This window comes from Rivularia sp. PCC 7116 (assembly GCF_000316665.1).
GTDB lineage: Bacteria > Cyanobacteriota > Cyanobacteriia > Cyanobacteriales > Nostocaceae > Rivularia.
On the sequence record NC_019678.1, the window covers coordinates 3345425 to 3360293 of the forward strand.

A 14869-nucleotide genomic window follows, 5' to 3' on the forward strand; every position below is an offset into this window, starting at 1 on the left:
GATAGAAATAACAATTAATGGGGAACTCTAAATTCATAAATCTATAAAATTAGCATATAAGAATGGTTATTATTACTGGTTATGAGATACTCGAACAAATTTATGAAAGCCATAATTCTGCGGTTTATCGGGGAAAACGGGAGGAAGATAATCAGCCAATTATTCTGAAGATTCTCAAGCAAGAATGTTTGACTCCACTACAGTTGACTCGCTATAAACAAGAGTATGAAATCACTTGCAATCTAGAACATCCAGGAATTATCAAGGCTTACGATTTACAACAAGATCATTTTTTAGTGATGATTTTAGAGGATTTTGGAGGAGAGTCGTTGAGGAATTTACTCTACAAAAGAAAATTTAATTTGTTTGAATCCTTGGAAATTGCTTGTCAAATTACTGATAGTTTGGCTCAAATTCATGCAGCACAAGTAATTCATAAGGATATTAATCCTAGTAATATTGTTTTCAATCCTGTAAGTAAGCAACTGAAAATTATTGATTTTGGAATTTCCACAAAGTTGGGAAGCGAACATACAGTTTTATCTAGTCCGAATGCTTTAGAGGGAACTTTAGCATATATTTCTCCCGAACAAACAGGAAGGATGAATCGTTCTTTAGATTACCGCACTGATTTTTACTCTTTGGGGGTAACTTTATATGAGTTATTTACCAGCCAATTACCTTTTACGGGTGATGATGCGATGGAATTAATTCATTGTCATCTAGCTAAACAACCTGTTTCTCCTCATGAAATCAGTTATAAAGTTCCTCGGATGGTTTCACAGATTGTGATGAAGCTGATGGCAAAAACGGCTGAAGAGCGCTATCAAAGTGTATGGGGAATTAAAGCCGATTTAGAAACTTGTTTGGAGCAATTAAAAAATTATAATTGCATTATTGATTTTGATTTGGCTAAAGAAGATATTTCGTCACAGTTTCATATTCCTCAAAAGCTTTACGGTAGAGAGCAAGAAACTTCGATTTTGTTAAGTGCATTTGAAAGAGTTATCAATGTGGTTAGTAAAACCGAAATGGTTGCTGTAACTGGCTATTCTGGGATTGGAAAATCTGCTTTAGTAAAGGAAATTTATCGCCCAATTACTCGTCAAAAAGGTTATTTTATTTCTGGTAAATTCGACCAGTTTCAACGAAATATTCCCTATTCTGCGGTTGTCAAAGCTTTCAGAGGGTTAGTAAAACAGCTGCTCAGCGAACCGCTATTACAGCTACAGGAATGGAAGCAAAAGTTATTATCTGCTATTCAACCAAATGCTCAAATTATTATCGATGTAATTCCAGAAATTGAGTTAATTATTGGTAGACAACCAGCGGTAGAAGATTTAAAAGGCAGTGAAGCTCAAAATCGTTTTAATTCAGTATTCAAAAGTTTTATTCGCGTATTTTGTCAAGCAGAACATCCATTAGTTTTATTTCTAGATGATTTGCAATGGGCTGATTCGGCAAGTTTACAGTTCATAGAATTAATGATGACTGATGACAAAATGCATCATCTATTATTTATTGGTGCGTATCGGGATAATGAAGTTGATGCGAATCATCCTTTAATTATTTTGCTGGAAAAATTAAATATCAGTATACCTACTCATCAAATTAAATTAACACCCCTTAATCAAAAGAATATTACCAGTTTAATCGCCGATACTCTGCATAGAGATATTAAGGATGTCGCATCTTTAGCAAAATTAGTTGCTTCTAAAACAGATGGCAATCCGTTCTTTGTCAATCAATTTATTTATAATTTACATTCCGAAAAATTAATTTATTTCCATGTATCGCAAGGTATACAAAAGCCTAGATGGGAATGGGATATTTCTCAAATAGAAGAGATGGATATCACCGATAACGTTGTAGAGTTGATGATATCCAAACTTATTAGATTACCAAAACCTACCCAGCAGGTATTACGTTTAGCAGCCTGCATCGGCAATCGCTTCACCTTGAATACTCTAGCAATTGTCAGCGAGCTTACACCAATCGCAGCTTTCCAAAACTTGGCGATCGCGATTCAACAAGGTTTTATATTACCTACTTCTGGATTGGAATTTCTTAGCGGAGAAATGCTAAGCTCGCAACTCGTAATTAATAATTTTAAATTTTTACACGATAGAGTTCAACAAGCTGCTTATTCTTTAATTGCGGAATATGAAAAACAAGCAGTTCATTTACAAATCGGCTGGTTGCTATATTCTAATTTTTCCTCGCAAGAACAATTAGACCATATTTTTGAATTGGTAGACCATTTAAATTCAGGTAGAGAATTAATTATCAATGATGGCGAGAAAATTGAACTCGTTAAATTGAATTTATCTGCTGCAAAAAAAGCCAAAGATGCAATTGCTTATGACGCTGCTAGAAGTTATTTATATATTTGTAAGGAAGAATTACCATTAGATAGCTGGTTTAGATTCTACGAACTAACTTTAGATATCTACAAACAGCTTGCAGAAGTTGAATATTTAAACGGTGATTTCGCCAGTTCGGAATATTTAATCAATCGAATCATTGAAAAAGCAAATAACCCTGTAGAAAAAGCAGATATTCACAACTTATTGGTTCTTCAGTTTACGTTACAGGGTAAGTTAAATGAAGCTATTGAAGCAGGTAAAAACGGACTGCAATATCTGGGATTTGACTTACCGAAAACTAATTTAGATGAAGCGTTAGAAATTGCAACTACCAAAGCTAATAAACTTCTTCAGGGGAAAGAAGTTGCTTCATTGATAAATCTACCAGATATGACGCAACCCGACAAAATTATAGCTCTTAGGTTATTAAATAATATTGACGTACCTTGCTATTTAACAAACCAAAAACTTTACAGTATAGCAATCATAAAAATGTTAAATTTATCTTTAGAATATGGTAATTTAGCAGAATCAACAAAAGGGTATGTACTTTTTGGTCTACTATTAGGAGCAGTTTGGGGAGAGTATCAAAGAGGTTATGAATTTGGAAAACTAGCTATTAATGTTAGTCAAAAATATCGCAATTTGAATCAAGAATGTAAAACTTGTATGATTTTAGCTACCTCTATAGTTTTTTGGGTAAAACACATCAGACATACTCATGAAATTAGTCATACAGGATATCAAGCTAGTATAGAATCTGGTGATTTACAATATTCTGGTTATATATTATCTTCTCAGCTAATTAACAATTTATATGCAGATGTAAGTATTGAAAAATCTATTGACGAAGCGAATAACTGTTTGCAATTTGTCAATAAAAACACAAATATATTTGCGCGTGATACTATTTTAGCTGCGAAATTATGTTTATGTAATCTAAATGGAGAAACGAAAGAATTATCTGAATTTGATAGTCCGGAATTAAGCGAATCAGAATATCTTCAAAGCTGCTGGCAAAGACAAAGCTATATGCCTTTGTTTAATTACTATACTTTTAAATCTTTTGTACTTTACCTTTATAATAAACCAGTTGAAGCTTTAGAAGTAGTAATTGAAGCAGAAAAATTAAAAGAATTTGGTATTAGTACGATTACTGTTGCCGAGCAAAATTTTCACCAATCTCTAATATTAACCGCATTATATTCTTCTGCGACTTTTGCCGAACAAAAGCAATATTGGCATCAATTAGAACGCAATCAAAAGCAAATGAAAATATGGGCTGACAATTGCGAGGCAAATTTTTTACATAAGTATTTAATTATAGAAGCGGAAATAGCGCGAATTTCTGGGAATAAATTAGAAGCAATGGAGCTATACGATTTAGCAATTGCTTCTGCAAAAACTCATGATTTTATTCAAAATGAAGCTTTAGCTAACGAATTAGCAGCTAAGTTTTGGTTGGGAATGAATAAAGAAGATTTTGCTCAAATTTATATCCGCAAAGCGTACAATGCCTATCAAGCTTGGGGTGCTAAACATAAGGTAGCAGATTTGGAAAGTCAGTATTCTTTCTGGTTGAACCCTAGATTGATAAAAATCACGGATAATCTAAATCCTAAGAATAACAATTATCAAACAACCATAAATCAAAATTCGACTACCACTAATTTTGGAGAGTCGTTAGATATGGAAACTGTTTTCAAAGTTTCTCAAACTATTTCTAATGAAATAATGTTAGCTAAATTAATTGAAAAATTAATGAAAACCGTAATTGAAAATGCAGGAGCGCAAACAGGATGCTTAATTTTTATTAACAATGGGGAATTAGTTATCGAAAGCGTAATCAATGCAGATGGAGAAGTGGAGATACAACATTCTATTCCCATCACAGCTTTCAAAAATTTACCAATTTCAGTTATTAATTATGTTGCTAGAACCCAAAAGAATGTTTTACTTGATGAGGTAAATCAGAGAGAAGAATTTGCTAATGACTTTTATTTTATAAATGAACAACCCAAATCTTTACTATGTATTCCAATTCTCCATCAAGGTAAATTGATTGCTATTCTTTATTTAGAAAATAATCTAACTACCGCAGCTTTTCCCCCACAACGTTTACAATTACTCAAACTTATTTGTTCTCAAGCAGCTATTTCTATTAAAAACGCAACTCTTTACAGCACTTTAGAACAAAAAGTAACAGAGCGCACTAAACAACTTTCTCAAGCTATAGAAAATTTACAAGAGGCTCAAAAACAACTTGTAGAATCAGAAAAAATGGCTGCATTAGGTAGTCTGGTTGCTGGAGTTGCTCACGAAATCAATACTCCGGTGGGTACCAGCATTACTGCTGCTTCTACTTTGAAAGATGAAACCACTATTTTTAACGATGCCGTCGCTGGAGGTGCATTAAAACGTTCATCCTTAAATAATTATCTCGAAATCGCCAGCGAAAGTACTGATTTAATTTTGAATAACCTCAATCGCGCTTCAGATTTGATTCAAAGTTTTAAACAAGTCGCCGTTGATTCTTCAAATTTAGAAAAACGCAAATTCGCTATAAAACCATATATCCAAGAAATTTTAAATAGTTTAGCACCCAAATTCAAACATACCGCTCTTACCTGTAAGGTAGAAGGTGAAAATCATGTTGAAATAGATACTTATCCCGGTGCTGTTGCTCAAATCGTCACAAACTTAGTAATGAATTCTTTGAAGCACGCTTATCAATCGGGAGAAAAAGGGCAGCTACATTTTCAAATCAAGCAACAGCAAGATGTAGTTTTGATTGAGTACAGCGATGATGGTTGTGGCATTCCCTCAGAAAATTTAACTAAAATCTTTGAACCTTTCTTTACCACCGCCAGAAACGAAGGCGGTACCGGATTGGGATTGCATATAGTCTATAACCTAGTGACTCAAAAACTTCAAGGCAAAATTGATGTTAAAAGCGAAGTGGATTTGGGAACAATATTTATAATCGCATTACCTTTGGTTTGCTTGGTAAAAAGGACTGAGAAACAGTAAAGTGCGACGAAAACCTGGGTTGATTGCAAATAACTAAATAAAATAAATCATTTTATTGGGATAATCAACCAAATTTATTTGTACTTGTCGAGAATGATGCCAAATTTGCATTGATTACTTTTATTAAAAAGCACTACAAATTATTCAAAATCTGGATTACAAATATATGACGCTCGACAACAACCTGAAGTTATCTGAAACCGACGATGATATTTTATTCTTCGAGGAAGAAGCAACTGATAATATTACTGTAAATACATCTTCAGAAGCTGTCTGGAAAGTTTTAATAGTGGATGATGAACCTACAGTACATCAAGTCACTAAATTAGCTTTAAAAAATTTGACTTTTGAGGGTAAGCCGATTATTTTTTATTCGGGTTATTCCAGTCAAGAAGGAAAGAAATTAATTGCCGAAAATCCTGATACTGCTTTAATTTTATTAGATGTAGTTATGGATAGTAATGACGCTGGTTTACAGGTAGTTGAGTATATTCGTAAAGAATTAGAAAATAAGCGAGTGCGAATTATTTTACGTACCGGGCAACCGGGGGATGCGCCAGAAGAATCGGTAATTACAAACTATGATATTAACGATTATAAACTGAAAGTTGAGCTTACCAGACAAAAATTAATTACTTCAACTATTGCCGCTTTACGTTCCTACCGCGATATTCTGACTATTGAGGAACAAGCAGTACAATTGAGCGAAACTTTAAAAACTTTGCAAAATACTCAACTTCAATTAGTGCAAAGTGAAAAAATGTCTGCTTTAGGTAATTTAGTAGCAGGAATTGCCCATGAGATTAATAACCCTATTGGGTTTGTTGCGGGGAATTTAAAAATGGCGAAGGAATATGTAGGTGATTTATTCAGTCTTATTGATTTATATCAACAACATTATCCAAATCCACAGCCAGAAATAGAGTCAGAAATTGAAGCAATAGACTTAGAATATTTGCGGGATGATTTACCCAAACTATTTAATTCTTTAAAAATTGGTTCCGAACGTATTCGCAATATTAGTACGAGTTTACGTACTTTTTCTAGGGCAGACACCGAACATAAAATACCATTTAATATTCACGAAGGTATTGATAGCACTATTTTGATTCTCCAACATCGTTTAAAAGCGGACGAATCACATCCTGTAATTAAGGTGATTAAAAATTATGGCGATTTACCTTTAATTGAGTGTTATTCAGGACAACTCAATCAGGTATTTATGAATTTGTTAGCTAATGCAATTGATGCTTTAGAAGAATATAACGTCGGAAAAAGCTTCGAGGAAATTGAAGCTCATTCTAATCAAATCATTATTACCACAACTTTAACTCCAGACAAGACAACTGCCATAATCAAAATTGCTGATAACGGTTTAGGAATTCCTGAAGCAGTTCAGCAAAGAATTTTTGAAAATTTATTTACGACTAAAGCTGTAGGAAAAGGTACGGGTTTGGGTTTATCAATTGCTCGTGAAATCATTGTAGACAAGCATAAAGGTAATTTAACTTTTAATTCTGAAATTGGTAAAGGAACTGAATTTGTAATTCAGATTCCGGTTAAATCAGTGAGCAGTGAACAGTGAGCAGTGAACAGTGAGCAGTGGGCAGTGAGCAGTGGGCAGTGAGCAGTGAACAGTGACTAGTGAATAATTTTTAATTAATAATTTCAGAAGTGTTAAATATGATTAGTAAAAGTTTGGTTTATGATAAGGCTTATAAGTTTGCGATTCGGATAGTTAATGCTTATAAGTATTTATCCATGAATAAAAAAGAATATGTTTTGTCTAAGCAACTTGTCAGAAGTGGAACTAGTATTGGAGCGAATATAGCTGAGGCTAATGGTGGAATATCAAAAGCAGATTTTTCTGCAAAAATGTCAGTTGCTTATAAAGAATGTTGAGAAACAAAATACTGGCTGAACTTATTAAAAGATACAAATTATATTTCTCTAAAGGAATTCAACAGTATTTATCCAGATGCAGATGAATTATCTAAAATGTTGTTCTCAATTCTCAAATCATCTCGCTTAACAAAATAATCATCCTCAAATATTCACTACTCGCTGTTCACTGCTCACTGCTTACTGTTCACTGCTCACTATTCACTGTTCACTGACTCAAAGTCCCATTACTTTACGATAATGAGCTTCAATTTCTTTAACAGTTTTTGATTTACGCTTGGTTTGCCATTGACTATGTTTAAATAATTCTTGCTTTAAGTTATCAAGATTAATATTTTTCACTGTACCATCTGCTACTATCAAGTTTCCGTTTACCCAAACGCTATCAACGACATTTGTAGGTCTTCCTAATACTAATAAACCTACTGGATCTGTACGAGGTAATAAGGATAAACTTGTCAAATCATACATAACTAAATCAGCTTTTTTACCCAGAGTTAAAGAACCAACTTCTTCCCCTAAATTAAGTCCTTTTGCTCCACCTAATGATGCCATTTCTATTGATTGTCTGGGTGTAATCCAATGCTGATAGTCTAAATCAGTAACGTTATGTAAAATTGAACCGATTTTAATCGCTTCTAATAAATCTTGGGAATCATTACTGGATGCACCATCGCAACCAAAAGATATATTTACCCCTGCTTGACGGTATTTTAAAATTGGCGCAATTCCACTTCCCAAACGTAAATTACTCAAAGGATTATGAACTACTGTAGATTTAGTTTCCGCAAGAATACTAATATCTTTATCTGTTAAATGCACGCAATGCGCCAAAGAAGTACGATGATTTAAATAATTTATTGTTTGTAAATGTTCTACAGCAGTACAGCCATACTTTTCTTGAGCTAACTTTTCCTGGGCTTTGGTTTCTAATAAATGAGAATGACGGCAAAGATTGTATTTATCGCTTAATTCAATACATCCTTTAAATAAAGCATCGCTGCAAAGTTGAATTCCCGTAGGTGCTAAAGCTATATAAATCCCGTCTTCCGGTTTATGAAACTGCTTTATCGCCGATTCCATAATCTCCAAAGTGGCTTGAGTCGAACGAAAATAATCTTCATGACTCACTTCCGATTCTCCTGAAGGCATCCCGGCAGTAAGAGATTCATCTTGAATTAAAGGCGCTACAACTGCGCGAATACCAATTTTTCGATAAGCTTCAACTGCTACGGTAATAGTTTCAAGCTCTTTTCCCGGAATCAAAACTAAATGATCCACTACAGTCGTACCACCAGATAATAAAGTTTCGACAGCAGTACCCAAAGCAGTCAAATAAACCTGTTCCGTATCCAGAGGTGCAAAATCATAAAGTTCGGCTAACCATAACTCCAACGGATAAATTGACATTATCCCTCGCTGCCACATTTCCGAAGAGTGAGTGTGAGCATTAACAAATCCCGGCAATAGCAGCTTATTTGTACCGTCAATCGCTTCACCAATAACATCCAAACCAGAAGATACTTCAGCGATTTTCCCATCTTGAATTTGTACATCTACAGTCGCGTAATCATCCTCTGTGGGAATTAAAACATTTTGAATTGTAAAATTCATGAAATTAACCTTGATTTTAAGTTAGTAGTTATCAGTGAGCAGTTAACACTGAGCAGTAAGTAGTTATGGGTAACGAGTAGCATACCCATTCCCAATCCCCCATGCCCAATGCCCAATTACCAATTACCCATCCCTTTAAATTATGAAACCATTAAAACCCCTGGGAGTTGCACCGAATGCTTGGATGGTAAACGATACTATCGCAGACATTACTCGCTCTCAATTAGATCCACAACCGGTTATTGTAGCCACAGAAACAAAAAATGTGTGCTTTGACTTAGCGAAAATCGCAATTATTGTCATCGATATGCAGAATGATTTTTGTCATCCCGATGGTTGGTTGGCGCATATTGGAGTGGACGTAAACGCCGCACGACAACCGATTCAGCCTTTGCAAAACTTGCTGCCGGTGCTGCGATCGCAAAATGTACCCGTGATATGGCTCAATTGGGGGAATCGCCCCGATTTGTTAAATATCAGTGCGGGTTTGCGTCACGTTTATAATCCTACTGGTGAAGGTGTAGGTTTGGGAGATGCTTTACCAAATAACGGTGCCAAAGTTCTCACAAAAGATAGCTGGGCTGCCGCTGTTGTGGATGAATTAGAACAGTTACCTGAAGATATTTACATAGATAAATTTAGGATGAGTGGCTTTTGGGATACGCCTTTAGATAGCATTTTAAAAAATTTAGGCAAAACAACTTTATTGTTCGCTGGTGTCAATGCAGACCAATGCGTTCTATGTACTTTACAAGATGCTAACTTTTTAGGATATGACTGCATTTTTATCAAAGATTGTAGTGCCACCACTTCCCCAGAATATTGCTGGTTAGCAACCCTGTATAACGTTAAACAATTATTTGGTTTTGTTACAGACTCGGTAAGGATTGTTGAAGGAATTGAATCAGGAGGATAGGGTAAGGGTAATGGGAAAAGGTAATTGGTAATGGGTAATGGGTACAAAGTTATAAATCCTAATTCCCAACTCTTAACCTCTAACCACCAACCACTAACCACTAACAACTAACCACTAACAACAAGTATGATTAACAGTTGCGTAATTCCGGTTATTAAATCTCCTTCTGATTATCAAGCGTATCGGATTAGTCCTGATGATTCTAACCGTTTGGCGATTGTTTTCGATCCGGCGATCGCTAATTCTTCCTTAACTTGTTGTGTGGAAATTTTTGATGTGGGTGGTAAGACTCCCCCCAATCGTCATTTGTTTGCGTTGGAAATGTTTTTTGTGCTTAAAGGGGAAGGTAAAGCAACTTGCGATGGTAAGACTATAAATATTAAAGCTGGAGATAGTTTACTAGTTCCTGCTACCGGTACTCATCTAATTGAAAATACTGGTTCTGGACGCTTGTATACTTTAACTATTATGGTTCCCAATGAAGATTTTGCCGAATTAATTCGCAGCGGTACACCTGTAGAATTAGATGAGGAAGATATGGCTGTTTTGGGAAGACAGTATCAGTGAGCAGTTAACAGTGAGCAGTGAGCAGTTATCAGTTATCAGTGAGAAATTTAATAACTCATAACTCCTAATTCCTAACTTTCAAAATTCGTTTTTTACGTTTATGGGGAACTATCTCACCTAATTCTTTACAAAAATTGGAATTAGCTATATTAATTGCCTTTGATTTACCAGGAGAAGTTGATATTCAATGATGAACTTAAATAATGGTGCCTCATTGTATCCAACTGAAAACCGCTACCGCTACGATTCTAATTTTTCGCTTTACCAAAGTGTTTGACTGAGTTCTTTGAATTCAATACCTTTAGCACCGCTATTTAATATTTTTTGACAAAGGTCTTCTCTAACTGCAATTATATTGAAACCAACTTCAGCAACTCTAACTATTTTTTTATATTTTATTTTATCTTCTAATAAAACTAATTGTTGATTTCCTCGTTCCCAGTCTCCGGCTGGGAATGCATGTCGGAAGGTTCTACCTTCTCATTTATAAAGGAGGCAGATATAAAGGAGGCAGAGCCTCCTAGAATGTATTCCCAGGCAGAGTCAGGGAACGAGTACTAGAAAAATAAACTATATCTCTAATACATCAATATTTAAAATTCCTTTCATATCCATATAATTACGATAACTGGAATATCGCCAATGGGCAGGTTCATCTACATAACCTCGTCTAATAGGATTATTATGTATATATTCCAATTTTTGTATCAACATCTCTTGGGTTGATATTGTCTGTGGATGCGAACCTTCTTGCCATAATTGATGCTCTTGGGAAGTCTTATGTAGTTTCTTATGAAATCTTAATTGTTTAAGCAAGTACTCTGCTTGATTCTGTTTCAATTTATCGATTATTGAACGAGCAGTAAATGATTTAAAAGCAGCTATTTCTTTTGAAATGTTTTTTGATGAAGCAATTAAGTGAAGATGGTTTTCCATCATCACATAAGCATGTAAGGTTAAACGTTGACTACCAGAAAGAAAGTCTAAGGATTTAATAATTATCTGAGCGAATTCTGGTTGGCTAAATATAGGAAGCCAATTAACAATTGTACAGGTGAGGAAATGTGGGTTGTTTTCAATGAATTTATAACGAGAGCGTCCCATAAAGTAATATAAAATCTTAAATGTTAAAGAGGCTCTGTTTGCCTCCTTACTATAGTTCCCAGTCTTGAGCTAGAAACTAAAATACATTCAAAATTTGTCCTTATTCTCGTTCCCAGTCTCCGGCTGGGAATGCTTTCTAAGAGGCTCTGCCTCGTTTATTTTCTCGCTCCCCGTCTTTGCCTTTTTCTCGTTCCCTAGCTTCTCTGTGGGAATGCTTTTTAAGAGGCTCTGCCTCGTTTATAAACGAGGAGGTAGAACCTCCCCAAATGCATTCCCAGCCGGAGACTGGGAACGAGTTAACGAGTTATGGTGCGTTACTACTTCAATTCAATTGATAACTGTTAACTGTTAACTGCTAACTATCTAACCGGGAACTACAAATTCTTCTGTTCCCCCTAATTCAAATGCCGTATGAATGGCTTTTAAGGCTTTGACTCCCTGCTCTTCTGCAACTACGCAACTAATTTTGATTTCTGAGGTGGTAATCATTTGAATGTTAATGTTTTCCTCTGATAAAGATTCAAACATTTTCGCTGCAACTCCTGGCTGCCCTACCATTCCGGCACCAACTACACTGACTTTGGCAATTTCCATATCAAGCACTACTTCACCCCAACCGCATTCTGCTGTGGCTTGCTGTAATAATTCTTGGGCTGCTCTTGCCTCTACTCTGGCTACGGTGAAGGCTATATCTCTGGTAGGAATATTTTTAATTACATGACAGCGCTGGGACTGAATTATCATGTCAACGCTAATATTGCGAGCAGCTAAGGTTCCAAAGATTTTTTCTGCCATTCCCGGTACGTCGGGTACTCTACGAATTCCCAAACGCGCCTGCTTCATGTCGAGGGCAACTCCCCTTACTGGTGGGGAGGAAGGGCGAATGGGGACAGATGAGGAAGGAGAGGGAGAAAGGGAATCTGATTCGATTTCAAATGCTTCTCGCAATGCTGCTACTGCTTTGTCGCAATCTACGCTATCGATTACGCAGCTAACTTTTACTTCGCTTGTGGAAATCATTCTAATGTTTACTCCCTTTCGCGCTAGGGTTGCAAACATTTCGGCAGCAACACCGGGACGACCAATCATTCCCGCACCCACTATACTTACTTTAGCTATATTTTGCTGTACCATGACTTCGGCTTCTTCTGTTTCGGAGTCCGTACTGCGGAGTGCTGGTGCTATAGCTGATGCAACTGCTTCTGCTTTCTTCAATATCGGTGACATTACTGTAAAAGCAATGTCGTTGGTATTACCGTCATGAATTGACTGGATAATTAAATCTACGTCTACTTTCTGACGAGCAATTTCTCCAAATAGCTGCGCTGCAACCCCCGGCTTATCAGGTACGCGCAATAGTGAGACTTTGGCTTGATTGGTATCAAATTCTATATCGTCAACCGGTCGGGCTATTTCCAAATTAACTAGAGAGCGGGGTTTGGGTTCTGGTGAATCAACTACAGTACCTGGATCGTCCGTCCAGCTAGAGCGTACTACTAATTGCACGCCGTAATTACGAGCTATTTCTACAGCGCGGGGATGCAAAACTTTTGCTCCTAAAGAAGCTAATTCCAACATTTCATCGCTGGTAACTTGCGCCATTAATTGTGCTTCGGGAACCAAACGCGGATCTGTAGTTAATATTCCCGGTACATCTGTATAAATTTCACATTTTTCTGCACTTAATGCTGCGGCGATCGCCACTGCTGAGGTGTCGGAACCGCCACGTCCTAGAGTTGTAATCTCTAATTCTTCGGTGCTGCTGATTCCCTGAAAACCAGCAATTACAACTACTCTACCTTGTTCTAGGCATTTTTCTATCCGTTGCGTGGCAATATGCAAAATACGAGCGCGGGTATGTTCTGCTTCAGTAACAATTCCGACTTGAGCACCAGTTAAAGAGATCGCAGGCTGTCCAATTTCCTGTAATGCCATACTTACCAAAGCAATAGATACCTGTTCCCCAGTTGAAAGCAACATATCCATTTCTCTTCTTGAAGGCACCGGAGAAATGTCAGAGGCTAGTTTCACAAGTCCATCAGTAGTTTTTCCCATAGCAGAAACTACCACTACCACAGAATTTCCGGCTTTAGCAGTAAGCCAAACGCGCTTTGCTACTGCTTGAATGCGTTCAACCGAACCTACAGAAGAACCACCGTATTTTTGAACTATGAGCGCCATGATAATTGTATGGGGATATGGGAAAGTATCTTACCGTTTTACAGCCAGGGTTATCGCAAAAGCTACCGCCAGCTATTAACGAGCATATTATTAACAACTTATCAGACACTACACCCCATAAGTCTAGTGTATTATTACATTTTCTTGATTTTTAATATTAATAAAAGATTATGGATTGGGCATGGGGCATTGGGAATGGGTAATTGGGAATGGGTAATGGGTAATAGGTAAAAAAAATGAAATCAGTAACTGTTCGTACATTGCTGGCTACTGAGTTACTGATTACTGTTAACTGTTGACTGTTAACTGCTCACTGTACTATTCCCGAACGCAATGCGCGTACTGCTGCTTGAGTGCGATCGTCAACACAAAGCTTGCTGAGAATGCCTCTAACATGGGTTTTTACGGTACCGATTGTTAGGTATAGTTCTTTAGCAATTGCTGCATTATCGCATCCAGAAACGATTAATTCTAATACTTCTAATTCCCGTTTTGTTAACGGATAAGTTTCTATAACTTTTTCAACTTCTGGATCTACTGCTTGAATGGCAACTGTTTTTGCATCTGCTGCTGACTTTCCTTCAGATACTTCTTGACGTACTTGTCGCAGAACAATATCTGCAATCGCTGGATCGATCCAAGAGCCGGAAGAGGCTGTTGCTTCTACTGCTTCTACTAATTTATCGCTTTCAATATCTTTCATACAGTAAGAATCAGCACCAGCACCAAATGCTGCTAATACCGCTTCGTCACTGTTTTGCATGGTTAGAACCAAGATTTTGGTATCTTGGTTGCCAATTTCTGCTTGATATTGCCGAAATCTCCGCGTTAATTCAATACCATCTATATCGGGTAAACCAAGGTCAATTGTAGCAACATCTGGTTTTAGGTTTTTAAGAAGATTTAAACCATCGGTTCCATTGGAAGCTTCGCCAACAATTTTAATATCTTGGCGAGTTTCTAAAGCCGCTTTTAGACCTATCCTAGTTAAATTATGGTCTTCAATGACGACTACTTTAATTTCACTCATATTATTATCCAACCTCTACCCACATTATTTAAAACCCTACTTAAAATAGCGGAGCTATCTTAAAAAAACGATTATGTTTATTGTATTAAATCGGCTGACAGATATGACTGCAAGCCTTTTGTTTACAAACAGTTATAAATACATATTTGAGATTTAATC

At 36.3% G+C, this 14869-nt stretch carries 8 protein-coding genes and 1 pseudogene; 5 read left to right on the plus strand and 4 right to left on the minus strand.

Annotated features, from left to right (window positions below; translation table 11 throughout):
* Positions 1–62 precede the first annotated feature (62 nt).
* The 3 genes and pseudogenes from RIV7116_RS13160 to RIV7116_RS13170 all read left to right on the plus strand — a co-directional run bounded on the left by RIV7116_RS13160 (position 63) and on the right by RIV7116_RS13170 (position 7436).
* The gene (locus RIV7116_RS13160; RefSeq protein ID WP_015118793.1) at positions 63–5396 is read left to right on the plus strand and encodes an ATP-binding sensor histidine kinase; all 5334 of its coding nucleotides are present in this window, start codon (positions 63–65) and stop codon (positions 5394–5396) included.
* A gap of 166 nt (positions 5397–5562) precedes the next feature.
* Positions 5563–6981, plus strand: a complete 1419-nt coding sequence (locus RIV7116_RS13165) for an ATP-binding protein (protein WP_015118794.1) — start codon at positions 5563–5565, stop codon at positions 6979–6981.
* A gap of 98 nt (positions 6982–7079) precedes the next feature.
* Positions 7080–7436, plus strand: a pseudogene (locus RIV7116_RS13170) (four helix bundle protein).
* Positions 7437–7514: 78 nt separating this feature from the next.
* Here the strand turns inward: RIV7116_RS13170 and RIV7116_RS13175 are convergent.
* Positions 7515–8912 carry an amidohydrolase gene (locus RIV7116_RS13175; RefSeq protein WP_015118795.1) on the minus strand — a complete coding sequence of 466 codons (1398 nt, stop codon included), beginning with the start codon at positions 8910–8912 and terminating at the stop codon, positions 7515–7517.
* Positions 8913–9054: 142 nt separating this feature from the next.
* On the opposite strand from RIV7116_RS13175, the gene RIV7116_RS13180 reads away from it, so the two are divergent.
* Both RIV7116_RS13180 and RIV7116_RS13185 read left to right on the plus strand, forming a co-directional pair.
* Positions 9055–9828 carry a cysteine hydrolase family protein gene (locus RIV7116_RS13180; RefSeq protein ID WP_015118796.1) on the plus strand — a complete coding sequence of 258 codons (774 nt, stop codon included), beginning with the start codon at positions 9055–9057 and terminating at the stop codon, positions 9826–9828.
* 126 nt (positions 9829–9954) lie between these two features.
* Complete coding sequence (locus RIV7116_RS13185; RefSeq protein WP_015118797.1) at positions 9955–10395, plus strand: cupin domain-containing protein; 441 nt, start codon at positions 9955–9957, stop codon at positions 10393–10395.
* A 570-nt stretch (positions 10396–10965) separates the two neighbouring features.
* On the opposite strand, the gene RIV7116_RS13190 is transcribed toward RIV7116_RS13185, so the two are convergent.
* The 3 genes from RIV7116_RS13190 to RIV7116_RS13200 form a co-directional block, all read right to left on the minus strand.
* Positions 10966–11499, minus strand: a complete 534-nt coding sequence (locus tag RIV7116_RS13190) for a transposase (protein ID WP_015118798.1) — start codon at positions 11497–11499, stop codon at positions 10966–10968.
* Positions 11500–11862: 363 nt separating this feature from the next.
* Positions 11863–13680 (minus strand): aspartate kinase, encoded by a 1818-nt coding sequence (locus tag RIV7116_RS13195; protein WP_015118799.1) that lies wholly within the window; start codon positions 13678–13680, stop codon positions 11863–11865.
* Positions 13681–13990: 310 nt separating this feature from the next.
* On the minus strand, positions 13991–14710 hold the full coding sequence (locus RIV7116_RS13200; RefSeq protein ID WP_015118800.1) for a response regulator transcription factor: 720 nt from the start codon (positions 14708–14710) through the stop codon (positions 13991–13993).
* Positions 14711–14869: the final 159 nt, after the last annotated feature.

Excerpts from the sequence above, each read along its gene's own strand:
- RIV7116_RS13190 (WP_015118798.1), bottom strand. The coding sequence starts at position 11,499 with ATGGGACGCTCTCGTTATAAATTCATTGAAAACAACCCACATTTCCTC.
- RIV7116_RS13185 (WP_015118797.1), top strand. The coding sequence starts at position 9,955 with ATGATTAACAGTTGCGTAATTCCGGTTATTAAATCTCCTTCTGATTAT.
- RIV7116_RS13200 (WP_015118800.1), bottom strand. The coding sequence starts at position 14,710 with ATGAGTGAAATTAAAGTAGTCGTCATTGAAGACCATAATTTAACTAGG.
- RIV7116_RS13165 (WP_015118794.1), top strand. The coding sequence starts at position 5,563 with ATGACGCTCGACAACAACCTGAAGTTATCTGAAACCGACGATGATATT.
- RIV7116_RS13180 (WP_015118796.1), top strand. The coding sequence starts at position 9,055 with ATGAAACCATTAAAACCCCTGGGAGTTGCACCGAATGCTTGGATGGTA.
- RIV7116_RS13175 (WP_015118795.1), bottom strand. The coding sequence starts at position 8,912 with ATGAATTTTACAATTCAAAATGTTTTAATTCCCACAGAGGATGATTAC.
- RIV7116_RS13160 (WP_015118793.1), top strand. The coding sequence starts at position 63 with ATGGTTATTATTACTGGTTATGAGATACTCGAACAAATTTATGAAAGC.
- RIV7116_RS13195 (WP_015118799.1), bottom strand. The coding sequence starts at position 13,680 with ATGGCGCTCATAGTTCAAAAATACGGTGGTTCTTCTGTAGGTTCGGTT.